General features: G+C 73.1%; 15 protein-coding genes. 7 read left to right on the forward strand and 8 right to left on the reverse strand.

The features are described from left to right. Nucleotides 1–667 precede the first annotated feature (667 nt). The 5 genes from MTQ01_RS07295 to MTQ01_RS07315 form a co-directional block, all read right to left on the reverse strand. On the reverse strand, nt 668–3619 hold the full coding sequence (locus MTQ01_RS07295; RefSeq protein ID WP_247487847.1) for a serine/threonine-protein kinase: 2952 nt from the start codon (nt 3617–3619) through the stop codon (nt 668–670). Beyond that, on the reverse strand, nt 3619–4905 hold the full coding sequence (locus tag MTQ01_RS07300) for a hypothetical protein (protein ID WP_247487850.1): 1287 nt from the start codon (nt 4903–4905) through the stop codon (nt 3619–3621). The genes MTQ01_RS07295 and MTQ01_RS07300 overlap by 1 nt, the downstream gene beginning before the upstream one ends. A 126-nt stretch (nt 4906–5031) precedes the next feature. Continuing rightward, nucleotides 5032–6096, reverse strand: coding sequence for a glutamate ABC transporter substrate-binding protein (locus tag MTQ01_RS07305; RefSeq protein WP_247487853.1), 1065 nt, complete (start codon nt 6094–6096; stop codon nt 5032–5034). 11 nt (nt 6097–6107) lie between these two features. Further along, complete coding sequence (locus MTQ01_RS07310; RefSeq protein WP_247489236.1) at nt 6108–7514, reverse strand: hypothetical protein; 1407 nt, start codon at nt 7512–7514, stop codon at nt 6108–6110. Nucleotides 7515–8058: 544 nt separating this feature from the next. Further along, nucleotides 8059–8598, reverse strand: coding sequence for an HNH endonuclease (locus MTQ01_RS07315; protein WP_216815005.1), 540 nt, complete (start codon nt 8596–8598; stop codon nt 8059–8061). Nucleotides 8599–8832: 234 nt separating this feature from the next. Here MTQ01_RS07315 and MTQ01_RS07320 point away from each other — a divergent pair, with 234 nt between their 5' ends. The 6 genes from MTQ01_RS07320 (at nt 8833) to MTQ01_RS07345 (ending at nt 14308) form a co-directional block, all read left to right on the forward strand. Next, complete coding sequence (locus tag MTQ01_RS07320; RefSeq protein WP_247489104.1) at nt 8833–9756, forward strand: mechanosensitive ion channel family protein; 924 nt, start codon at nt 8833–8835, stop codon at nt 9754–9756. 200 nt (nt 9757–9956) lie between these two features. Beyond that, nucleotides 9957–11240, forward strand: coding sequence for a 6-phospho-beta-glucosidase (locus MTQ01_RS07325; RefSeq protein WP_247487855.1), 1284 nt, complete (start codon nt 9957–9959; stop codon nt 11238–11240). 83 nt (nt 11241–11323) lie between these two features. Then, on the forward strand, nt 11324–12352 hold the full coding sequence (locus MTQ01_RS07330; protein ID WP_247489106.1) for a BadF/BadG/BcrA/BcrD ATPase family protein: 1029 nt from the start codon (nt 11324–11326) through the stop codon (nt 12350–12352). Nucleotides 12353–12536: 184 nt separating this feature from the next. Then, nucleotides 12537–13121 (forward strand): hypothetical protein, encoded by a 585-nt coding sequence (locus tag MTQ01_RS07335; RefSeq protein ID WP_247487857.1) that lies wholly within the window; start codon nt 12537–12539, stop codon nt 13119–13121. Between the two features lie 357 nt (nt 13122–13478). Next, nucleotides 13479–13781 carry a hypothetical protein gene (locus MTQ01_RS07340; protein WP_247487859.1) on the forward strand — a complete coding sequence of 101 codons (303 nt, stop codon included), beginning with the start codon at nt 13479–13481 and terminating at the stop codon, nt 13779–13781. Nucleotides 13782–14128: 347 nt separating this feature from the next. Next, nucleotides 14129–14308 (forward strand): hypothetical protein, encoded by a 180-nt coding sequence (locus MTQ01_RS07345; protein ID WP_236073981.1) that lies wholly within the window; start codon nt 14129–14131, stop codon nt 14306–14308. A 379-nt stretch (nt 14309–14687) separates the two neighbouring features. Here MTQ01_RS07345 and pepN (MTQ01_RS07350) read toward each other — a convergent pair whose 3' ends face one another. Next, entirely contained in the window at nt 14688–17273 is a 2586-nt protein-coding gene (pepN, locus tag MTQ01_RS07350; protein WP_247487861.1) for an aminopeptidase N, read from the reverse strand. A gap of 377 nt (nt 17274–17650) precedes the next feature. Here pepN (MTQ01_RS07350) and MTQ01_RS07355 point away from each other — a divergent pair, with 377 nt between their 5' ends. Beyond that, nucleotides 17651–19372, forward strand: a complete 1722-nt coding sequence (locus tag MTQ01_RS07355) for a TIGR03767 family metallophosphoesterase (protein WP_247487863.1) — start codon at nt 17651–17653, stop codon at nt 19370–19372. 110 nt (nt 19373–19482) lie between these two features. On the opposite strand, the gene MTQ01_RS07360 is transcribed toward MTQ01_RS07355, so the two are convergent. After that, complete coding sequence (locus tag MTQ01_RS07360) at nt 19483–20493, reverse strand: hypothetical protein (protein ID WP_247487864.1); 1011 nt, start codon at nt 20491–20493, stop codon at nt 19483–19485. Nucleotides 20494–20713: 220 nt separating this feature from the next. Further along, complete coding sequence (pepN, locus tag MTQ01_RS07365) at nt 20714–23332, reverse strand: aminopeptidase N (protein WP_247487866.1); 2619 nt, start codon at nt 23330–23332, stop codon at nt 20714–20716. Nucleotides 23333–23379 lie beyond the last annotated feature (47 nt).

Consider the following 23379-nt stretch of genomic DNA (forward strand, 5'->3'; position numbering starts at 1 on the left):
CTCTTCCGATCTGCCGGTGGCACGGCCCCGGACTCCCGGGGACGCTTCGCCTGCGGGTCGGGGCCCGCCGGGGGAGTGGCGCCCGGGGGCGGTGGTGGCGGCGGCACCGGCCCGCCGGTGCGACCGGGCGCGGCGGCGGGCGCGGGACCGTACCCGCCGGACTGCCCGCGGGCGGGCGGGTGTTGCTCCGCCGGCCGGCCCGTCGGCCCGTGTCCACCGGGCTGTCCGGGCTGCGGGTGCGGTGCCCGGTGCTGCTGCGGTGAGGTCGGGGCCGCGTTCGGACGAGGTGGTTGCGGGGGAGCGCCCGGCGCCCCGGACGGAACCGAGAAATCCGTCAACGTCGGTGTGGGGACGCCCGGTTGGTGCGTCTCCGGCTGGGGCGCGGGGCGCGCTCCGGGCGGAGGCGGCGGAGTCTGCGGGGGCGTCCCGGGGGCGGGGGCCGGTGGAACGGCCGTCCCCGAGGCGGGAGTCGGCGCAACGGCGGTGCCGGAGGCGGGAGTCGGCGGAACGGCCGTACCCGAGGCGGGGGTTGGCGGAACGGGCGTCGTGGGGGCGACCGGGCGGGGCGCGGTCAGGTCGGTGCCGCACACCCCGCAGAAGCGGTCGCCCTCTTCGAACGGCTCGGCGCAGCTGGGGCAGGTGGAGACTTGTTCGAGCTGCGGCATCGTCACACCCATGTCCTGGGGCGGAAGCGGTTGGCGCGTTCCACCCATTCGATCCTCTCGGTACCGCTTGTCGCCAGCCGGGCGAGAGTGCGGCAGGACTTCTCCAGTCCGAGCCGCAGCCCCTCCTCCTCCAGCGGGCAGCCCAGCACAGAACGGATCTGCCCGGGGCCCGGGTTCGCCGGGGCGCCGTGTCGCCCTGCGAGAACCCAGTCAAGCGCACTGCCCAGCACCTCGGTCGTCAGCCGCTCCCGACGGGGCGCGTCCACTCCGAGGGCGTCCAACTGCTCGACCTGCTCCGCCGCCGCGTACAGATCGGGCAGCAGGTCGTCGTGCGGGTCGCGCTCGCGCAGCCTGGCGGCCACGGCGGCGACCCGTGCAGAAAGATAGTGGATGGAGGTCTGCGGCACCGACTCCAGAGCGGCCACGGCCCCCGGCCGGTCGCCGGAGGCCAGCAGCACCCGCGCCCAACCGAACGCGCTGCTCACGTAGTTGCGGTTGGCGGACCACACCAGACGGTAGTACTCGGCGGCGTTGTCGAGCTGGCCCAGCATCTCGGCGCAGACCGCGAGCGCGAGCTTGGGGGCCGGCTCGCCGGGAAAGGCGTCGTAGACCGCGTCGAAGGAGTGCGCGGAGGTGTCTCGGTCGCCCCTGGTCAGGGCGACCAGACCGCGGTACCACACGACCCGCCAGTCCTCCCCGTGCTCGCTCTCCAGAGCGGCCATGATCTCGTTCACCGCGGTGGCGGACTCCGGGTCCCGGTCGGCGAGTTCGAGCCGGGCGCGCAGCCGGCGCAGCCGCACCTCCAGGGACTCGACCGGGACCTCCTCCAACGCCGGGAGCACGTCGTGCGGTTCGGCGTTCAGCAGCCCGAGCACAAAGGTGGCGCTGGGGTCCCGCATGTCGATGCGGGGCACCGGCAGCGCGAGAGCGGTGGCGTGGATCCGCAGCGGCACCAGGGACGGCGCACCCGCGACCGGCTCCCGCACGGCGGGCGAGGAGGCGCGGAGCTGGTGCGGGAGGCGCACATGGGCGGGGGTCTGGCCGTAGGAGTACGTCGCCGGGTCCTCGGCGGTCCCGGGCGCGACGGTGCCGTGCGTGACGGTGCCGGGTGCGACAGCGCCGGGCGCCGCTGCCGGTGGGGCGGCGGATTCGGGCGCGCCGGGCGGGTGTTCGGCCGGCGCGAGCGCCTGCTCGCCCGCCGCCCCCGTCTGCCGATCGCCGTCCCCGCCGGACTGCCCGGCCCGGCGCCCGGAAACCTCGGCGCCCGTCGCCGGCTCGGGGGACTGGGCCGGCACACCGCCCGCGGGGATCGCCGGCCGCTCGGCCGACCCCGGCAGCGAACCGGTCCGCTCGGCCGGGAGAGCGCCGGTGACAGGCCCGGCGGAAGCCGCGCCGCCCGGTGACAGGGCCGCCGGCGCCTGCGCCGCCTGCGGGCGGTCGGCCCGCCGCCAGCCGAACCGGCGGCGGGAGCGCTGCACCCGGGAGCCCAGCGTCGAGGCGTCCCCGCGGGGCGGACTGAGCAGATCGGTGTCGACCAGGCGCACTTCGGGGCCGAAGAGCCGGGAGGCGGTGGGCCTGGGCTTGCCGGTCTGCAGGGCCACGACCTCGCGCAGCACCCCGGTCAGCTGGTCGGCCATCTCCTCGGCGGAGGCGAACCGGCGCCCGGGATCGGGGTCGGTGGCACGTGCCAGCAGTCGGTAGAACGACTCGTACTGCTGGAAGATCCCGATGCTCTCCGGCGGCGGCAGGCTGTCGCGGTAGACGGTGGTGAAGCCCTGGAAGTCGAAGGTCAGCACGGCCAGGGTGCGGGCGACGGTGTAGAGGTCGGAGGCGACCGAGGCGCCCTGCTCGGCGACCTCGGGGGCCTGGTAGCCGACGGTGCCGTATATCGCGCTGTCGTCGTCGTCCATCCGCCGGACCGCGCCCATGTCGATCAGCTTGAGCTGGTGGTTCTGCTGGATCGCGTTGTCGACCTTGAAGTCGCAGTAGAGCAGCCCGCGGCTGTGCAGATAGCCGAGCGCCTCCAGTGCGTCGATGCCGTAGGCGCAGGCCTGCTCCACCGGCAGCGGCTCCCGGCGGCCCTCGGGGGTGAGACGTTCGTTGGCCAGCTGTTTGAGGGACTTGCCGCCGATGTACTCCATGACGATGTAGCCGTCGACGCTGCCGGTGCGCGGATCGTGGTGCTCCACGAAGTTGTAGACCCGCACGATGCTGGAGTGCTCGATCTCCGAGAGGAAGCGGCGCTCGGAGATCGCGACCGCCATGGCGTCCTGGTCGGCGGTGTCCAGCAGGCCCTTGAGCACGACCCAGCGGCCGTTGAGCGGGCGGTCGATGGCCAGGTAGATCCAGCCGAGACCGCCGTGCGCCAGACAACCGGCGATCTCGTACTGCCCGTTGATCACATCGCCGCGGTTCAGTTTGGGGGTGAAGGAGTACGGCTGGCCGCACTTGGTGCAGAAGCCCTCGGTGCGTCCCGGCCGGCCCTTGCGCGACCGGCCCACCGAGCTGCCGCACTCGCCGTTGCTGCAGAAGCGCTTGCGCTCGGGGACCTCGGGATCGGCCATCACCTCCGTCGTCGGGACCGGAGCCGGCACCTCCGGCACGGTCACCAGCCCGGCGCCGAGCCGTTTGCGCGCCGAGGACGAGCCGTCGGTGGTGCTGCGCGAGCCGCGTGCCGAGACCGCCGGTACGGAGCCCGCGCCGCTCGAGGAGCCCGACAACCGCCCCGAGACCGAACGGTGCGAGGAGGACCCGGGGCCGGTGCCCGTCGACCCGGAGGAGCCGGTCCGGCCGGTGGCCTCCGCCACCACCCCGGTCGCGGGGGAGCCGAGCGCGCCGAGACCGGAGACGGGGGGCGGGAACCCGCAGACGTCGCAGTACTGCTCGTCGTCCCCGAAGTCCTCGTAGGAGCCCTCGCAGTCGGGCTGCTGGCAACCCGTCGGTGGTGCGCTCATCAGCCTGCCTCCCCGGTCCCGGCACCCGCGCCCGAGCCCGCCGCGACGGCCTCCGCCGCCGCCCGCTGGAACCGGGCCACCGCGGCCTCCGCCGCTCGCAGATCGCAGGGTGCGCTCCACAGCATCCGCCGTGCCGCGTCGTAGGGCTCGATGAGCATCGGCTCCTCCGCCAGGCCGAGTTGGGAGACCTTCGCCTGGTACGCGTCCAGTCTGCCGCGCAGCTCCGCGCGCACCGCCAGCGGCGCGGTGACGTCCGAGAGCGCGGCCCGGGCCCGGTACAGCTCCTCCTCCGCGCGCTCCTCGAGCCCGTCGAGCAGCGGTGACAAGCGGTGCCAACGGCCCGCCCTGCGGTACTCCACCGCGGTGGAGAGCTCCTCGTGCAGCACGGTGGAGGGGCCGCTGACCGCGGGCACCTCGAACGCCGCGATCTTCGCCAGCACCTCGCCGCGCGCCGTACGTGCCTCGGCCAGTGTCCGGTCCGCCCGGGAGAGGGTGTCGCGCACCCCGTGCAACCGCTCGTCCGCGTCCTGACGCACCGCCAGCACGGCGTCGACCTCGCGGCGCACGTCCTCCAGCGCCCGAGCGGCACGGTCGTAGCGCCCGGTGTCGGGACGGCCGCTGCCGGGTGTGCTGCTGCCCTGTGTCGGCAGCCAGAAGTCCAGCGGATCGGTGACCACTTCCCGGCGCAGCGCGACGAGTTCCTCGGTGATCTGCTCCAGCTCGTCACCGGCGGGATGCTCGCCCGCGCGCACGCCGACGGAGCCGGCCAGCGAGTGCACCCGGCGCAGCTCGGCGGCGAGCAGATCGATCCGGGCAGGCAGCGCCGACCACACCGAGTCCGCCGCGGCGACGACGTCCAGCGCCCGGGCGTAGCCGGTGTTCATCCGCTCCACCAGCCGGTCCAGGCTGACCTGCTCGGCGAGCCTGCCGTTGGAGGCCGCACCGGCACCGACCGTCAGACCCTCGCCGCGCAGCAGCGCGGTCAGTTCGAGGAGCTCCTCGCGGTTGGGCCAGCGCCGTCTGCCGCGGATCTCCCTGGCCGCGGTCAGTGCCCGGCCGTACGTCTCGAACTGCGTCCACAGCAGCGAGATCGTGTGCTCGGCTGTCGCCCAGCGGTGTCTGGTGGTGCCGTTCAGCTCGGCGCCCTCCAGCAGCCGACGCCCCGCGTGGTCCTGGAGGGAGTACAGGGACGACTCGATCGCCTCCCACTCCGCGCCGAGACGGGCGAGCGTCCTGTCCACCTCCTCCCGGTTCATCACCGGGCCGGCGGGTCCTGGGGACCCCATCGATCACCTCACTGCTCGTACGGGCTGCGGTCACTGGCTGCTGGTGCTGGGTACGGGCCGCCGGCCGGGACACGTCGCCGGGCTTCGCCGCCCCGAAGGGTCAACGACACTGCGCGGCGGGGGTGTTCAGTCCCGGTAGAGCGGCTTCGGCGGTGTGGCCGACTCGCCGTCCAGCACCTCGTCGAGCCACTTGCGGTAGGACTTCTGCCACTGGCTTGACTCACCTCCCTCGCGGAACTCCTCCAGCACGTGGTTGACACGGCGCACCAGGTCCTCGTCCTTCCGGCTCATCGCCACCCCGTACAGCTCGGAGGTGAGCGGTTCGCCGACCAGACCGACCGACGGGTCCTGCGCGGCCTGGCCCGCGGCGAGCGCGTTGTCGGTCACCACGCCGTCCGCCCGGCCGAGTTGCAGCAGCACCAGGCAGTCGAGCTGGTTGGGCACCCGGATCATCTTGACGCCGTGGGCATCGTCGCTCAGCTCCTTCTCGCCGGTGGACGAGCCGGCCGTGCAGAGTCTCTTGCCCCGGGCGGAGGAGTTCAGCCCGGTGATGCGGGAGCGGTGGGGCACCAGAAGCTGCTGGCCGGCCTCGAAGTAGGCGGTGGAGAAGGCGACGTCGTTGTCGAGGTGTTCGCACAGGATGGTCATGGTGCGCACGACGAGATCGACGTCGTTGCCCGCCAGGGCCTCGGCGCGCTGGTCGGTCGAGATCGCCTTGTAGACGATCCGCGCGGAGGGGCCCAGCAGGTCCTCGGCGATGGCCTTCACCAGATCGATGTCGAAGCCCACCAGCTCACCGCTCTGGGGGTCCCGGTGGCTCCAGTTGTAGCTGTTCTGGTCGACGCCGACCTTGAGGAAGCCGCGCTCGTCGATACGGCGCACGGCCTCGCCCGTCGCGGTGGCCGGCTTGAGGCTGGCCGCCGGGTCGCTGCCGTCCGCGCACTCCTTCTCCCGCTCCGATGCGGCGGGGCGCTGCTCGGGCGCGGCGGGCCGCTGCGGCTGGGCGGCCGTCTCCTCCTGGCGTGCCTCGGCCGTACCGCCGCGCGGGGCGGGGGCCCAGACGGTGTGCAGCAGCACGGCGAACACCATGGTCAGTGCCGCCGCGGCCGTGGCGAGGAAGCCCCGGTCGATTCTGCGTGCCCGCACGCGGGAGTCGGGGTCGGTGCCGCCGAACCGTCGTCTGTCTGTCATGTCCGCCCCTGTCACCGGTACTCGGCCAGCCTGCGGCCGATGCCGGCGACCGCCCCCGCGGCGCCCACCAGCACCAGCACCACCGCGCCCACCGGCAGCGAGCCCAGGGCGTTCTTGCCCTGCTGCGCGGCGGCCGTGAACTGCTTCTGCTCGTGCTCGATCGCCTTGCTCAGGCCGTCGTTGACCTTGTCGAAGGTCTCACCCGTCGTACGGCGTGAACCTATGACCATGGCGACCGCCTGGCTGTACTCGCCGCGGGCCTCCAGCTTCCGCACCTCGCCGTTGCGGTAGTGCCAGGAACCCGCGTTCCGCAGCGCGGATCTGACCGGCTCACTGCCCGCCTCGTCGTCCGCCAACTTCTCCGCCTCGCGCAGCAGTCCGCCGTCGCCGTCCTCGGGGCTGCTGCCGGCCAGGTCCTTCATGTTCTTCTCGTACTCGTTCACGTACTGTTCGCCGGCGCCTCGGGAGACCAGCGCCATGCCCTCGTTGCCGCGCGCCTTCAGGGCCGCCACCAGCGCCGAGTTGAGCCTGTCCAGCGAGAGCGTGCCGTTGGTGTTGGCCTCGTCGAGGTGGTGCTGGGCCAGCAGTCCGCTGCCCAGCACCCAGACCAGCAGCAGCGCGGCGGCGGAGGTCGCGGCTACCAGGCCGCGGTTGAAGACGCGGTTGGTGCGCAGGAAGTGGCGCCGCTGCAACCACACCAGCAGCGCCAGGACCGCGACACCCCACAGCAGGGTGAGCCACGGAAGCGACCGGGCGCTCTCGTGTTCCTGCTTGAGCTGCTCGTACTGCGCCTCGTAGAGCTTCTCGGCGGTGGGCAGCAGATCGTCGCGCATCATCTTGTCGGCGTGCCGCAGATAGGCGCCGCCCACCGGCAGGCCCTGCCGGTTGTTGGCGCGCGCGGTCTCCACCAGGCCGGTGTAGACCGGGAGTTGCTCGGTGAGTTCGGTGAGCTTGGCCCTGGCCGCCTCGGAGGCCCTGCCGTTGGCGGCGGCCTCGGAGAGGGATTCGGCGGCGAGCCCGATCTCCCGGTTGTACCGGTTCCGTATGTCCTGGTTCTCGTTTCCCCCGGCGAGGAAGCCGCTGGCGGCCGTGGTGTTGGCGTCCGCGAGCGAGCGGTAGATCTGCGCGGCGTGCATGCTCAGCGGCTGACTTCCGTCGATCACCGCGCTCGTGCTGTCCCTGCGTTCGGACACCTGCCAGGACGCCGACAGCCCGAACGCCAGGAGCGCGGCCACCGCCGCCGCCCCGAGCAGCCGCAGTCTGCCGGGCTCGATGTGGAAGGCGGCGCGGAGCCGGGCGACGGCTTCCGCCGCGTCCGATCGACGGGGCGGTCGCGCCCCGGGCTCCGAGCGTGCGACGACCCCGTCGGCTCCCGTCGTCGTCGACGGCTCCACGGTCTGTTGCTCGGTGACCGACACGGCCCTCCCCCTTGTCGCCCTTGTCGCCCTCGATGTTCGGTTGCGTGCAGACTCCCGCTGTTCGTCCGGCAGTTGGAGTGAACCCCTGTCAGCAGTATGGCGTGCCGGGTGCCCGATCACACTGCCCCCGGCCGGGAATTCCGCTCCTGACGCGATCACGCCCCGGCGGACGCGAAGTCGTCGCGCGCGGGGAGGAGTTCGGCTGCCGTGCGGGATGACGCCGGGCGACGGCGGACGGTTCCCCGACGGTCCGTCAGCAGCGTGCGGGGGACGGCGACCGCCGGGCGCGCACCGGCGTGCGCCGTGCTCCGCCGCCGGGCCGCTCCCGCCGGGCGGGGCGGTGGGACGGACGGTGCCGGGGCAGCCGTGGGCGCGGCACGGCCTCCCCGGCACCGTGCCGCGCGGCCCCACGCCTCAGCGCGGCCCGGTCGGACCGGGCCGGGCCCGACCGGGCCGAACGGACGTCGACGCCGACGCCTTGACGGACGCCGACGCAGGGCCGAACGGACACCGGCGCCGGCCCCGGAACGACGAAGGCCCGGTCTCAGGCAGGTGTTCTGCCGTCGATCCGGGCCAGGGCGTCGTCCGCGCCGTAGGGCCTCAGGTAGGGCATCCAGCGCGGGTCGCGGTGGCCCGTGCCGATGATGCGCCACGCCAGGCCGGCGGGCTGCGCGGGTTGATGGCGCAGTCTCCAGCCCAGCTCGGTGATGTGGTGGTCCGCCTTGACGTGGTTGCACGCCCGGCAGGCGGCGACGACGTTCTCCCAGGCGTGCTGCCCGCCCCGGCTGCGCGGGATGACGTGGTCGACGCTGGTGGCGGCCCCGCCGCAGTAGGCGCAGCGTCCGCCGTCCCGGGCGAACAGCGCCCGCCGGGTCAGTGGCACGGGGCCGCGGAACGGCACCCGTACGAATCGCTTGAGCCGAACCACGCTGGGTGCGGGGATGGCGCAGCTCGTACTGCGCATCAGGGCGCCCGAATCCTCCAGGCTGATCGCCTTGTCGTTGAGGATGAGGATGAGCGCGCGACGGAGCGGTACGATGCCGAGCGGCTCGTACGACGCGTTGAGGACCAGGACATGCGGCACGGTGCCTCCTTGTACGTCTGCGGCGCGTGGCTCGCGCCGGGACGATCTCCCCCAGTGTGTCCCCAGGTCGGCCCGCTGGCCACCACGATCAGGTAATGGGCCTCGCGTGTTTTCGGACACACGGAGCGGGCCCTCGGTCAAATCTCCGGCCAAACCCACAGCAATCCGGCCAGCTCGCGACCATCCCCGGGGTTGTGGCACATTTCCCCGGCCTAGGGTGTCGGCGTGAACTCGATGGAGGACGCCCAGGTGCGCGCGAACGACTTCGCCGGCTGGGTGCAGAACAACTGGGAGGGCTGGCTCGCGGCCGGTCTGCGCATCGCGCTCATCGTGGTGATCGCGCTGGTGCTGAAGACGGTCGTCCGCCGTACGATCACCCGTCTCGTCGCCCGGATGAACCGCTCCGCCGACAACGCGGGGAACACGCTCGGCGGTCTGCTGGTCAACGCCGAGCGCCGGCGTCAGCGCTCGGAGGCGATCGGCTCCATCCTGCGCAGCGTCTCCGCCTTCCTCATCCTCGGCACGGCCGCGCTCACCGTGCTGTCGGTCTTCGAGATCAGCCTGGGTCCGCTGCTGGCCAGTGCGGGCGTGGCCGGTGTCGCGCTCGGCTTCGGCGCGCGCAATCTGGTCACCGACGTGCTGACCGGAATGTTCATCCTGCTGGAGGACCAGTACGGCGTCGGCGACCGGATCGACGCGGGTGAGGCCACCGGCGTCGTTCTGGAGATCGGGCTGCGGGTGACCAAGCTCCGCGGCGACGACGGCGAGGTCTGGTACGTCCGCAACGGCGAGATCCGGCGGGTCGGAAACCTCAGCCAGGGCTGGTCGACCGCAGCCGTCGACGTGGAGGTGGGCGCGGGGGAGCAGCTGGAGAAGGTGCGCGAGACGATCGAGTCCGCCGGCCGCGATTTCGCCGCCTCCCCGCCGTGGGACGAGAAGCTCTGGGACCGGGTCGAGGTGCTCGGGCTGGAGTCGGTCACCCTCGACTCCATGGTCGTCCGGGTCTCGGCGAAGGTCATGCCGGGCCAGGTCAAGCCGGTCGAGCGGGAGCTGCGCTGGCGCATCAAGCACGCGCTGGACGCGCAGGGCGTACGCGTGGTGGACGGCGAGGCGGTGCGGCTGCGCAAGCTGGTCGACGAGAGCGCGGACGGCCGCTGAGCGTGCGGCGGCCACGGCTGCCCGGCAGGGGTCGGCCCGGCCGCTGGGCGCAGGAGACGGCCGCTCGGCGGCACAGCCCGGACAAGGTCTAGACAACTGGGGCCCGGATGCGGTGCGGTGGGCTCTGTGTACGGCGCGAGACCACGGCCCGGCTCGACAGCGGCGGGCGCGCTCCGTACCCGGACGGGAGCCAAGTACCCATGAAACTCGCGGTGGTGGGCGGCGGGTCCACCTACACCCCGGAACTGATCGACGGCTTCGCCAGGCTGCGCGGCACTCTGCCGATCAGCGAGCTCGTCCTCACCGACCCGCACGAGGAGCGACTGGAGCTCGTCGGTGGACTGGCCCGGCGCATCTTCGCCCGCCAGGACCACCCCGGAGTCATCCGCACCACCACCGACCTGGACGCCGCGGTGGCCGATGCCGACGCCGTGCTCCTCCAACTCCGCGTCGGCGGCCAGGCCGCACGGCAGCAGGACGAGAGCTGGCCGCTGGAGTGCGGCTGCGTCGGGCAGGAGACGACGGGCGCGGGCGGGCTCGCCAAGGCGCTGCGCACCGTACCGGTGGTGCTGGACATCGCCGAGCGGGTCCGGCGGGCCAACCCGGACGCCTGGATCATCGACTTCACCAACCCCGTCGGCATCGTCACCAGGGCGCTGCTGGAGGAGGGGCACAAGGCCGTCGGGCTGTGCAACGTCGCGATCGGCCTCCAGCGCAAGTTCGCCGGGCTGCTCGGTGTCGGCCCCGAGAGGCTCCGGCTCGCGCACTACGGACTCAACCATCTGACCTGGGAGTTCGGCGTAGAGCTCGCCCCGGAGGACGGCGGCGCCGGCGGCCGGGACGTACTGCCCGAGCTGCTGGCCGCGCACGGCGAGTGGCTGGCCGAGGACCTTCGGCTGCCCAGGCCGCTGCTGGACCGTCTGGGCGTCGTCCCCTCCTACTATCTGCGCTACTTCTACTCCCACGACGCGGTGGTGCGCGAGCTGCACGACAAGCCCTCCCGGGCGGCCGAAGTCGCCGCCATGGAGGCCGAGTTGCTGCGGATGTACGCGGACCCCGAGCTGGACGAGAAGCCCGAACTGCTCGCCAAGCGCGGCGGTGCGTTCTACTCCGAGGCCGCGGTCGCACTGGCCGCCTCGCTGCTCGGCACCCAGGACGGTGGCGCCGGTGTGCAGGTCGTCAACGTGCGCAACAACGGCACCCTTCCCTTTCTGCCCGACGACGCCGTCGTCGAGGTCCCGGCCGAGGTGTCCGCGCGCGGCGTCGTCCCGCTGCCCGCGCCGGACATCGACCCGCTGTACGCGGGGCTGATCAGCTCCGTCACGGCGTACGAGCACCTGGCGCTGGACGCCGCGCTGCGCGGCGGGCGCGACCGGGTCTTCGCCGCGCTGCTCTCCCATCCGCTGATCGGCCAGTACGACCGTGCCGAGACCCTGACCGACCGGCTGCTCGCGCACAACAAGGAGCACCTGCCGTGGCTGTGAGCGATCGGCCGTCGGCGTCGGCCTCCGGGTCCGGTCGACCGGCGGCCTCCGAGTCGGTCGCCCCGCGGGCAGCGGCACCGGCCGTGCTCGCGCTGGACGCGGGCAACACCAAGACCGACGCCGCCGTGATTGCCGCGGACGGGACGCTGCTCGCGGGCGCCCGCGGCGGCGGGTTCCGTCCGCAGGCCGTCGGCACGGAGGCCGCCGTCGACGTGCTCCAGGGCATCGTGGAACGCGCCCTGGCCGACGCCGGCCGGCCCACGGTCGCGGGAGTGACCGCCTGCCTGGCCAACGCCGACCTGCCGCAGGAGGAGGTCGCGCTGCGCGACGCCCTGGCGGAACGCGGTTGGGGCGCGCGTACGGAGGTCGCCAACGACACCTTCGCGATCCTGCGCGCCGGGCTGGACGACGACGGCCGCCCGCCGCAGGGCGTCGCCGTCGTCTGCGGCGCCGGCATCAACTGCGCGGGGCAGCGCGCCGACGGCACGGTCCACCGTTTCGCGGCGCTCGGTGCCCTCTCCGGCGACTGGGGCGGAGGCGGCGGACTCGCCGACTCCGCGATCTGGCACGCCGCCCGCGCCGAGGACGGCCGGGGCGCGGACACCGAGCTCGCCCGCGCCCTGCCCGCGCACTACGGCCTGACCACGATGGCCGAGCTGATCGCCGCCTTCCACCTCGGCGCCCTCGGCGCCGGGCGGCGGCACGAGGCGACGCCGGTGCTCTTCGACGTCGCGGCGCGGGGCGACCGGATCGCCCGCGGGATCGTGCTGCGCCAGGTCGAGGAGCTGGTCGCGCTGGTGACGGTGACGCTGGAAAGGTTGGAGCTGGGCGGGGTGCCCACTCCGGTGCTGCTCGGCGGCAGCGTCGTCGCCGCGCGCCATCCGCTCCTGCACGACGCGCTGTTGGAGCGGCTCGCCGAGCGTGCCCCGCACGCCGCGGTCCGGGTCGTCACCGCACCTCCGGTGCTCGGCGCCGGGTTGCTCGCCCTGGACGCGGCGGGCGCCGGGACCGCCGCGCTCGGCCGGCTGCGGGCCGCGTACGAGGACACCGCCTCCGGCGGCACCGCGTCCGGGAACGCCGTGGCGGGTGCGGGGGTGGGAAGCGGGGCGTGAAGCGGCCTCGTCGGTCGCGCCCGGGGCGGTGTCGTTCCGCCGCGTCCCGGGCGCGCGCAGTCGCCCCAATCCGGCGTCGCCGTCCGGCAGTTGACTTCAACCGAAGTTGAACTTCTAGCGTGGAAACCCACCGAGTCACCGCGGCCCCGCAGTGCGGGAGAGCCGCAGATCGAGAGGGGCGACCATGAACGCCGTCAACACCGGGGCCGTCGCCGGGGGATTCCCCGTCAAGCCCGCGGCGGGCTCCGGGGAGGGCTCCGCCGGCCGCCGCTCCGCGGGCGCCGAAGGGGAGTTCACCGAGACCTTCTCCGATGCCGAGCTGCTGAGTCAGCCCATGGGCTACTGGAGCGGGGCCGCCTCCGCGGCCATCGTCGCCCGGATCAACGGAGCCGTCGGGCGGTTCGGTCTCGCCCAGCGCAACTGGTGGGTCCTCTATCGGGCCGGCGCCGAGGGCGCGGTGGAGCGAGGAGGTCTCACGCGCGAGGAGATCGTGCGGGTGATCGCCGAGAGCCGCCCGTTCCTCGACGACGCCGTGCTCGGCCCGGCGGTCGACGAGGTCGTGGCCGCCGGACTGCTGGAGGAGGTCGAGGGCCGGCTGGTGCCCACCGCCCGCGGCGGCGAGCTGCGCACGAAGCTGATGGACGAGGTCGTCCCGGCGACTCTCGCCGAAGCCCGGGCGGGCGTCAGTGACGAGGAGTACGTGCTCACCCTGCGGGTGCTGCGGCGCATGATCGCCAATACGGGCGGTGACACCTCCTTCACTCCGTGACTGGCCGGTTCCTTTCCGCGGGGGTACGGCCGGGCGTTCTTTCACCTTCCGTCGCCGGACGACTCCGTTCCGGGTGGCGCAACCCCCTGTTCTGTCAAGGGGGTTGCGCACGGTGACCGTCCGGTGCTGTTGGGTGGGCAGGAGGTCGATGGTCGAAGCACGTAAAATCTTCGCGTGGAAGCGCTGTTTTCCGAACGCTCCGACGGTTCTCGGCGGCTCGAACCGGCAATTCGCCGCCGGGGAGGGAGTTGTGACGTATGACACCTTCCGGTCCCGATATTCGCCGGATCGCGGATGACCGGGTGAGCATTGGGTAGTCAGCTCTTGTCCTGCACTGTCAACGAACGGAGGCCCGCCGTGGCCGCGTCCGCCGAACTCCTCGTCTCCACCGTCGTTCCGCTGCCGAAACAGGCCGGCAAGGCCGAGGACGGCGACCCCTCCAAACGCCTGCTCGCCGAGCTTCTCCCCAGCTACGACTCCGGCCTGGAGGGCACCTCCTCCGGCGACTGGGTCGACGCACCCCTCACCTCCGAGCCGCCGCTCGCCGACGAGGCACCGCTGACCAGCGAGTCGCCCATCGCCGAGCTTCCGCTCACCAGCGAGCCGACCGGCGCCGCCCTCTACTCCGACGGGCGCGGCAGCATGGACGCCGCCTACTGAGACAGCAGGCGCCGCCCGTCCGCGTACGCGCCGCTGCTCCTCCGCTCTTCGCGACCACCACGTCCGCAGCTCCGGACGCGGTGGTCGCAGTTGTCTGCGCGCCTCCCGTCCGCGGACTCCCCGCCTCTCTCCCGCAGACGCCCCGCCTCCCGCCCGCCGGCGCCCCGCCCGGCGTCCGCCGGTGCGCGGCTTCTCCGGCGCCTGCCGCGGGCGCCGCCGCTCCGCCCGAACGACGCCCGTCCCAGGGGTACCCCGGCGGTGCGGCGCCCAGGGGCGTTCGCTAGTTTGGAACCGTGGTCAACAAGAATGCTGTGCGAGCCGGAGCCGTCACCGTCGGTACGACGCTGATGCTGCTGATGTCTTCCCCCACCGCCCTGGCCGCCAGGCCGGACGACGGCGACGACCCGGGTGCCGGGCTGAGCATCGCCGAGACGGTCGGCCTGTTCGTCGTGGCCCCCGTGCTGCTCTTCCTGCTGATCGCGGGCCTCACCATGCTCGGTGACAAGTCCCGCAAGAAGACCGGCTGACCGCACACTCCCGCCGACGCCGCCGGCCGGTCCCGGCCGGCAGTGCGCGGCCGTCGCCGACCGACACCAGGGGCGGCTGATCGGCCGCTCCGCCGCGTACGCCGGTCGGCCACGCAGCCGTCGCCGGTTTCCGGTGTCCCGGTCGCCCGCACAGGTCATCCCTCGCGCGCCCCGCAGACCTCACGGTCCGCGTCGGCGCGCGTTGTGCTGCCCACCCGTCCGTCGTCCGCCCGTCCGCTGCCCGCTGCCGCCCTGAAGCAGGTCGCAGTCCGGGCCGGCGCTCGGCCGTGTCCGCCCGGTGCCGCGCCCGGAACGCGACGGGCGCGGCACCGGCCGGAACTCCGACCCGTACCGCGCCCGTCGCTCACCGGACTCGCGGTCAGCCGCCGTTGGCGGCCGCGGCGTCGGCGGCCTGTGCCTTCAGCGCCCGCTCCACACCGGCCCTCGACTCGGTGACCAGCCTGCGCAGCCCCGCGTTGGCCTCGCCCTGGGCGCGCAGCCACTCGTCCGTCGCCTCCAGCGTGCTCGGCGACACCTGGACGGTCGGGTAGAGCCCCACCGCGATCTGCTGGGCCATCTCGTGGCTGCGCGACTCCCAGACTCCGCGCAGCGACTCGAAGTACCGGTCCGCGTACGGCGCCAGCAGTTCGCGCTGGTCGGTCTGGACGAAGCCGCCGATCACCGCCTCCTGGAGCGAGTTGGGCAGCTTGTCGGAGTCCACGACCTGCGCCCAGGCCTCGGCCTTGGCCTCGGCGGTGGGACGTGCGGCCTTCGCGGTCGCGGCGTGCAGCTCACCCGCCGAGGTCGGGTCCCGCTCCAGTTCGGCGGCGATCGCCGCGTCGTCGGCGCGTCCGGTCGCCGCGAGCCGGATCAGGAGCGTCCACCGCAGGTCGGTGTCGACCGCCAGGCCGTCGAGGTTCTCGCTGCCGTCGAGCAGGCCGGCGAGCAGGCCGAGCTGCTCGTCGGTGCGTGCCGTCGCCGACAGCGCCCGGGCCCAGGCCAGCTGGTGGTCGCTGCCGGGGGAGGCCGCGCGCAGCTGGTCGAGCGCCACCGCGCTCCAGCGGGCCAGGCCCTCCTCGCGCCACTCCGGCGCCGCGTACAGGTCGAGTGCGAGCTTGACCTGCCGCAGCAGGGTCTGCACCACACCGATGTCGGTCTCCTTGGCGATACCGGAGATCACCAGCTCCAGGTAGTCCCGGGTGGCGAGTTCGCCGTCCCGGGTCATGTCCCAGGCGGACGCCCAGCACAGCGCGCGCGGCAGGGACTCGGCGAAGTCGCCGAGGTGCTCGGTGACCACTGCCAACGAATCCGCGTCCAGGCGGACCTTGGCGTACGAGAGGTCGTCGTCGTTGAGCAGTACGACCGCGGGGCGGGCGCGGCCCACCAGCTGCGGCACCTCGGTGGACTCGCCGTCCACGTCCAGCTCGATCCGGTCGGTGCGCACCAGGCTGCCGTCCCGGAGCTCGTAGAGGCCCACGGCGATGCGGTGCGGGCGCAGCGTCGGGGTGCCCTTGGCGCCCTCGGGCAGCGCGGGCGCCTCCTGCTGGACCGTGAAGGAGGTGATGGTGCCGTCCGCGGCGGTCTCGATCCGGGGCCGCAGCACGTTGATGCCGGCGGTCTCCAGCCACGCCTTGGACCAGGCCGACAGATCGCGGCCGGAGGTCTCCTCCAGCGCGACCAGCAGGTCGTTCAGCCGGGTGTTGCCCCAGGCGTGCCGCTTGAAGTAGGTCTGCACGCCGCGGAAGAACTCGTCCGTGCCGACGTAGGCCACCAGCTGCTTGAGCACCGAGGCGCCCTTGGCGTAGGTGATGCCGTCGAAGTTGACCAGCACATCGTCCAGATCGCGGATCTCGGCCATGATCGGGTGTGTGGAGGGCAGTTGGTCCTGCCGGTAGGCCCAGGTCTTCATCTGGTTGGCGAAGCTGGTCCAGGCGTCCGGCCAGCGGCTGCCGGGTGCGTACGCCTGGCAGGCGATGGAGGTGTAGGTGGCGAACGACTCGTTCAGCCACAGGTCGTTCCACCACTCCATGGTGACCAGATCGCCGAACCACATGTGCGCCAGCTCGTGCAGGATGGTCTCGGCGCGCACCTCGTAGGCGGCGTCGGTCACCTTGGACCGGAAGACGTACTGGTCGCGGATGGTCACCGCGCCCGCGTTCTCCATGGCGCCCGCGTTGAACTCGGGGACGAAGAGCTGGTCGTACTTCTCGAAGGGGTAGGGGAAGTCGAACTTCTCCTCGAACCAGTCGAAGCCCTGCCGGGTGACGTCGAAGATCGCCTCGGAGTCCAGGAACTCGGCGAGCGAGGGACGGCAGTAGATCGCCAGCGGCACGCTGCGTCCGCTGCCGTCGGACGCCTCCCAGCTGCTGTGCACCGAGTGGTACGGGCCGAGGATCAGTGCGGTGATGTAGCTGGAGATCCGCGGGGTGGGCGCGAAGGACCAGACGCGGTCGACCGGTTCGGGCGTCGGCGAGTTGGAGATCACCGTCCAGCCCTCGGGCGCGGTGACGGTGAAGCGGAACGTCGCCTTGAGGTCGGGCTGCTCGAAGTTGGCGAAGACCCGGCGGGCGTCCGGCACCTCGAACTGGGTGTACAGATAAGCCTGCTGGTCCACCGGGTCGACGAACCGGTGCAGCCCCTCGCCCGTGTTGGTGTACGCGCAGTCGGCCACGACCGTCAGCTCGTTGGGCCCCGCCTGCACGGACGGCAGCGCGATCCGGGAGTCGGCGAAGACGGTGTCCGCGTCCAGCGTCGCTCCGTTGAGCACGACCTCGCGCACCGAGGGCGCGACCAGGTCGATGAAAGTGTCGGCGCTCTCGCTGGCCTCGAACCGGACCCGCGTCACCGAGCGGAACGTGCCGCCCTCCTGCGCGCCGGAGAGGTCCAGCTCGATCTCGTACGCGTCCACGGTCAGCAACCGGGCGCGCTCGCGGGCCTCGTCGCGGGTCAGATTGGTGCCAGGCACGTGGTGTCTCCATCCTTCGGGCGGTTGCCAGCGGTGCCGGCCATCCTTCCACGCCACCCCCTCGAACGGTCCTTGCCAGTGCCACAGGCACATCTGTGCAGTCCCGTTCGCTGCCGCCCTCGCCGCGCCCGCCCGTCGCGCCGTGTCTCCCCGTGTCCGCGGGGCCCGGCCGGCCCCGCGGACAGGCGGGCGGCAGGGCCGTGGGCAGCGCGTACGCAGACCGCGGTCGCCCGGTGCCAGCCGGCCGCCGGGCGGCGCAGACAGATGGCACGCTGACGTTCCCGCCGAGTTCAACGCAGCGCCACCGCCGAAGCCAAGCATGCGAAAAGGGGGGGCAACAGCCCTCTGCCAGCTGCCGCTTCGTACCGGAGAGCGACATGCCTCGCAGCCAGAACAGCCCAGAGCCCCTGAACCGACGCACCCTGCTGACCGCCGGCGCGGCGGTCGCGGCCACAGCGACCGGCGCGATCCATCTGCTCCGCTCCCGAGACGCCGTCGCCAGCGGTGCCCCCGCCGACGTCCCGGCGTCGCCGGCGTCCGCCGCCCCGCAACGGAGCACCCCGGCCCGGCCCGCCCCGATCGCCCCCACGCCGGCCGGAACGACGCTGGAGTCGGTCGCGGTCGCGGACGGCGCCCGGCAGGACGGCAGCTACCGCAAGCTCACCGAGGGACCGGGCTGGGCCCGGGAGGTGCGCGAAGAGCTCGCCCCGGCGGTCGGCGGGCGCGAGGAGCGGCGCAGGACCCTTGGCGCCTTCGTGCAATTCACCGACCTGCACATCGTCGACACCCAGCACCCGCTGCGGCACGAGTACCTGCGCGCCGAGACCGCGAGCGCCTGGCGCCCGCAGGAGACCCTCTCGGTGCACGGAACCCTCTCGCTGATCGACCGGGTCAACGCGCTCCGCCACGGGCCCGCCACCGGCGCGCCGTTGGCCTGCGTGGTGACCACGGGCGACAACACGGACAACAACTCCCGCGCCGAGCTCGACTGGTACCTCACCGCGATGAGCGGCGGTCGCATCACCCCCAACACCGGCGACCCGCGCGGCTACGAAGGCGTCCAGAACTCCGGCCTGCCGCTCTACTGGCACCCCGAGAGCACCCTGAGGGACGCGGACAAGAAGCTCGGCTATCCCCGCGTCGACGGGCTGCTGACCGCCGCGACCCGCCGGCTGACCAGCCCCGGACTGAACATCCCCTGGTACTCCACGGTCGGCAACCACGACACCCTGCCGGGCGGTTGCTACGCCTCGGGGGACAGCTTCTTCGCCGATCTCGCCGTCGGCGACCGCAAGTTGATGGAACTGCCGCGGGAGGTCAGCGCCACGCTCTGGCGCCGGGTGCGGGAGGGCGGCGACCCGCGCGGCGAGCAGTTCACCGCACTCCTCAAGGAGTACGCCCGCAACGCCCGTACGGTGACCCCCGATCCGGCGCGGGCCCCCTTCACGCCCGCCGAGTACGTACGCGCCCATCTGCGCAGCCGGTACACCGGCGCGGGGCCGCGCGGACACGGCTACACCGAGGCCAACCTCGCCGAGGACCGGCTCTACTACACCTTCCGGATCAGCGACGACCTGGTCGGCATCAGCCTGGACACCACCCGCCCCGGCGGCCACTACACCGGTGCTGTCGGCGCGGCCCAACTCCGCTGGCTGGAACGCGAGTTGCGCGCGCACCGCGACACCCCGGCGCTGGTCTTCAGCCACCACACCAGCGCCAGCACCCCGGACGGCGGCGACCAGCTCCTGGAGGTCCTGGGACGCCATCCGAACGTGCTGGCCTGGATCAACGGCCACAGCCACAAGAACGCCGTCACCGCGCACCGCGGCTTCTGGGAGGTCTCCACCGCCTCGCACGTCGACTTTCCCCAGCTCGCGCGGGTCGTGGAGGTCACCGACAACCGCGACGGGAGCTACTCGCTGTTCACCACGCTCATCGAGTCCGCCGCGCCCGCCGGTTCCGCGACCGGCTCCTTCGACCGCGTCGAACTCGCCTCGCTCTACCGCGAGTTGGCGCACAACGCCCCCGGCGCACGCAGAACCCTCGCCGGCGGCGCCACCGACCGCAACACCGAACTCCTGGTCCGCCGCGACGGCTGACAGCCGCCCGGGCCGTACGTCTCCGACAGCGGCGCGACCACCCGCCCTCCAGACACCGCCGGTCCGCCGGCCACCCCACCCCGCCCGGCAGGCGCGCCCGGCGGGCCCGGTCAGCGGGGCAGCACCAGCACCTCCGCGGGGCCCCCGCGCTCGTGTGCCGTCATGAGCGCGGTGCGCACCACGGCGGCGAGCTGCCTCGGCTCCTCGCGCAGCCGCTCGGGCGTCAGGGCGAGCACCGTGACACCCAGCTCCGCCGCCGTCGTGCGCCGGCGCGCGCTCGGCGGCCACAGCGCGCTGCCGGCCCGGTCGCGGGCGGGACCGCAGGCGTCGAGCTCCACCGCCACCCGGTGCTCCGGCCAGTACGCGTCGAACGCGCCCAGCGAGGGGCCGCCGGGCTGCCGCAGCTCCACGTTCCAACACGGCTGCGGCAGCGCCCCCTCCCGCACCAGCGCGTACAGCCGGCTCTCCGCCACCGCGCGGCCCTCGGCCAGCAGGGTGTCCACGGCGTCCACCACCTGGGGCCGCGCCAGCAGTCGGCCGCGGCGCAACTCCCGTACGATCTCGGCCGATTCGCAGTGTCGCGCGCGCACCGCCTCGGCGAGCAGCCGGTGCACCTCGGCCGGCTCGGTGAGCCCGGCGACCGCGTCGGCCAGGGCCCTGGCCACCGGGGCGAGGGGCAGCCCCTCCACCTCTTGGGCCGGTGGCAGGTGGGGCACGCGGACGATCCGTGCCCATCCCGACGAGCGTGTGCGCCTGCTGCGCGGCACCAGCACCTCGATGCGCTCCAGCGCGGCGATCGGCGGCGCCGAGCGGAAGCCGTACAGCGAGAGGGCGGCGAGACCGCTGAGGACCGGCCGCCCGCCCTGCTCCGGCACCCGCGAGCCGTCACCGGCCGCGTAGAGCAGTACCGCGCGCAGCCGCTCCTGTTCGGTGGGTTCGTCCGGGTGCAGGAGGTAGACGCCGGGCAGCGGCGCCTGCCACGGGCCGCCGGCGCGGCAGAGGTCGCGCACGGCGGCGGCGCTGACGCCCTGGGCGCGGAGCACGGCCGCGGTGACGACGGTCGTGTCGTCGCCGCGGGTCCGGTTCGCGGAGCGGGGAGGGAGCGGGGTCTCGTGGGCCATGACTGTGCGATGCCCGCGCGGACACCGGCCCTCTCGCGCTGTTACAGATTCGTCAACGAACCCGGACCCCGCTGTCCTCAAGCCGTCCGGAACAAGCCCCGACCATCGGCCGAAAGCACTCAACTCCCGTACGCACGTACGGGAGTTGAGCGGATGATCAGCAGGCCGCCCGCTTTCGCGCACCGGACGCTCCGCCGCCGGGCCGCCGAACGGAGCGGCGTCAGCCGGCCGCGGCGTCGCACCGCCGGGCGCGCAGTGCACGCGCCAGATCGTCCCGCGACTCCCAGACCAGCCTGCGAAGTGCCGGCGCCGCACTGCCCTCGGTCTCCCGCAGCCAGGCGTCCGTCGCCGCGAGCGTCGCCTCGTCGCCCTGCGCCATCGGGAACATGCCGCGCACGACGGCCATCGCGATCTCGATGGAACGCTCCGCCCACACCTTCTCCAGCGCCGCGAAGTACCGCGGCACGAAGGGCGTCAACAGCTCCCGCTGGCCACCCGGGTCGAAGCCGGCGATGGTCGCGCCGACCAGCGCGTTGGACAGCGCGTCGGAGTCGACGACCGCCGACCACGCCTGCTCCTTGACCTCCGCGGACGGCCGCGCCGCCAGACAGCGCACCTGGTGCCGCTTGCCGGAAGCGGTGTCGTCGCGGGCCAGCTCGGCGGCGATCTCCGCCTCCCCGGCCGCACCCTCGGCTACCAGCGGGCTCAGGAACGCCCACCGCAGCTCCTGGTCGACCTTCAGCCCCGCCACCTTCTCCCTGCCGTCCAACAGCCCGCGCAGCAGGCGCAGTTCCTCCGGACCGCTCGCCACCGAGGCGAAGAACCTGGCCCAGGCGAGCTGGTGGCCGCTGCCGGGGTCGGCCTCGCGCAGCAGCCGCAGCGCGCCCTCGGAGAGCTGCCGCTCGGCCGTGCCCCGGTGCTCCTGGGCCGTGTAGTGGCCGAGCGCGGTGCGGGCCCAGGCGTGCAGCATCTGGAGCACCCCGATGTCGCTCTCCCGACCGCCGAAACGCAGCACGAAGCCGAGGAACTCGCGGGCCGGCATCAGCCCGTCCCTGGTGAGGTTCCACAGCGCCGACCAGCACAGCGCACGGGCCAGCGGGTCGCTCACCGAGCCCAACCGGTCCACCAGCGTCGCCAGCGAGACCTCGTCCAGCCTGGTCTTGGCGTAGGTGAGGTCCTCGTCGTTGACCAGGACCAGCTCGGGGCGCTCGGCGCCGACCAGCTCCGCCACCGCCGTACGCGCGCCGACGACGTCGACCCCGGCGCGTGCGTACCGCACCAGCGCCCCGTCCTCGGTGCGGTAGAGCCCGACCTGGACGCGGTGCGGACGCAGCACCGGGTCCATGGCCTCGCCCTCGGCGGGCGCCTGGAGCACGGCCAGCTCGGTGATCCGACCCTCGGAGTCGCAGGAGACCTCCGGGGTCAGGGTGTTGACGCCGGCGGTCTGGAGCCAGGCGCGGGACCACTCCTCCAGATCGCGGCCCGAGGTCTCGGTGAGCGCCGAGAGCAGATCGGTGAGCCGGGTGTTGCCCCAGGCGTGCCGCTTGAAGTAGCGCCGGGCGCCCTCCAGGAACGCCTCCTCGCCGACGTAGGCCACCAGCTGCTTGAGCACCGAGGCGCCCTTGGCGTAGGTGATGCCGTCGAAGTTGAGCTTGGCCGCCTCCAGATCGGTGATGTCGGCGGTGATCGGATGGGTGGAGGGCAGCTGGTCGGCGCGGTAGGCCCACGCCTTGCGGTTGTTGGCGAAGGTCACCCAGCCGTTGTTGAAGCGGGTGGCGCCGACCAGGGCGAAGGCGCCCATGAAGTCGGCGAAGGACTCCTTGAGCCACAGGTCGTCCCACCAGGCCATGGTGACCAGATCGCCGAACCACATGTGCGCCATCTCGTGCAGGATGACGTTCGCCCGGCTCTCGTAGGAGGCCTGGGTGACCTTGCCGCGGAAGACGAACTCCTCGCGGAAGGTGACACAGCCCGGGTTCTCCATGGCGCCGATGTTGTACTCCGGCACGAACGCCTGGTCGTACTTCCCGAAGGGGTACGGGTAGTCGAAGTGGTCGTGGAAGAAGTCCAGGCCCTGCTTGGTGACCTCGAAGATCTCCTCGTGGTCGAAGTGCTTGGCCAGGCCCTTGCGGCAGAGCGCGCCGAGCGGGATCTCCAGCGTGCTGCCGTCGGGCAGGGAGCGCTTGTAGCTGTCGGTGACCCGGTGGTACGGGCCGGCGACCACGGCGGTGATGTAGGTCGAGATCGGCTGGGTCGTGCCGAAGGTCCAGCGTGCGATGTCCCCGTTGTCGCCGCCGTCCAGGGGCTCCGGCTCGCCCACCCGCTCGCTGTTGCTGAGCACGGTCCAGTGCCGGGGCGCGATCACGGTGAAGTCGAACGGCGCCTTGAGGTCGGGCTGCTCGAAGCTGGCGAAAACCCGGCGGGCGTCGGCCGGTTCGTACTGGGTGTAGAGGTAGGTCTCGCCGTCCTCCGGGTCGACGAAGTGGTGCAGGCCCTCGCCGGTGCGGCTGTAGGCGCAACGGGCGTCCACCGTCAGCTCGTTGACCGCGGCGAGGTCGTGCAGCCGGAGCCGGGTCCCGTCGAAGTCCCGGTCGACGTTGAGCGACTTGCCGTTGAGCGTCGCCGAGTGGACATGGGGAGCGACCAGATCGACGAAACTGGAGGCACCGGGCAGCGCGCTGCGGAACCGGATCGTGGTCGTCGAACGGAAAGTCCGCGGGCCCTCGGCCGGCGGCGGCGCCACGGCGGCGCCCAGGTCGAGCACCACCTCGTACCCGTCCACACTCAGCAGCTCGGCCCGCTCCCGGGCCTCGTCACGGGTCAGGTTCTCTCCGGGCACAACGGGGCTCCTCGTCTCGCATCGCGAACATCCGGGGCCAGCATGTC

This window comes from Streptomyces sp. XM4193 (assembly GCF_023072595.1).
Taxonomy (GTDB): domain Bacteria; phylum Actinomycetota; class Actinomycetes; order Streptomycetales; family Streptomycetaceae; genus Streptomyces.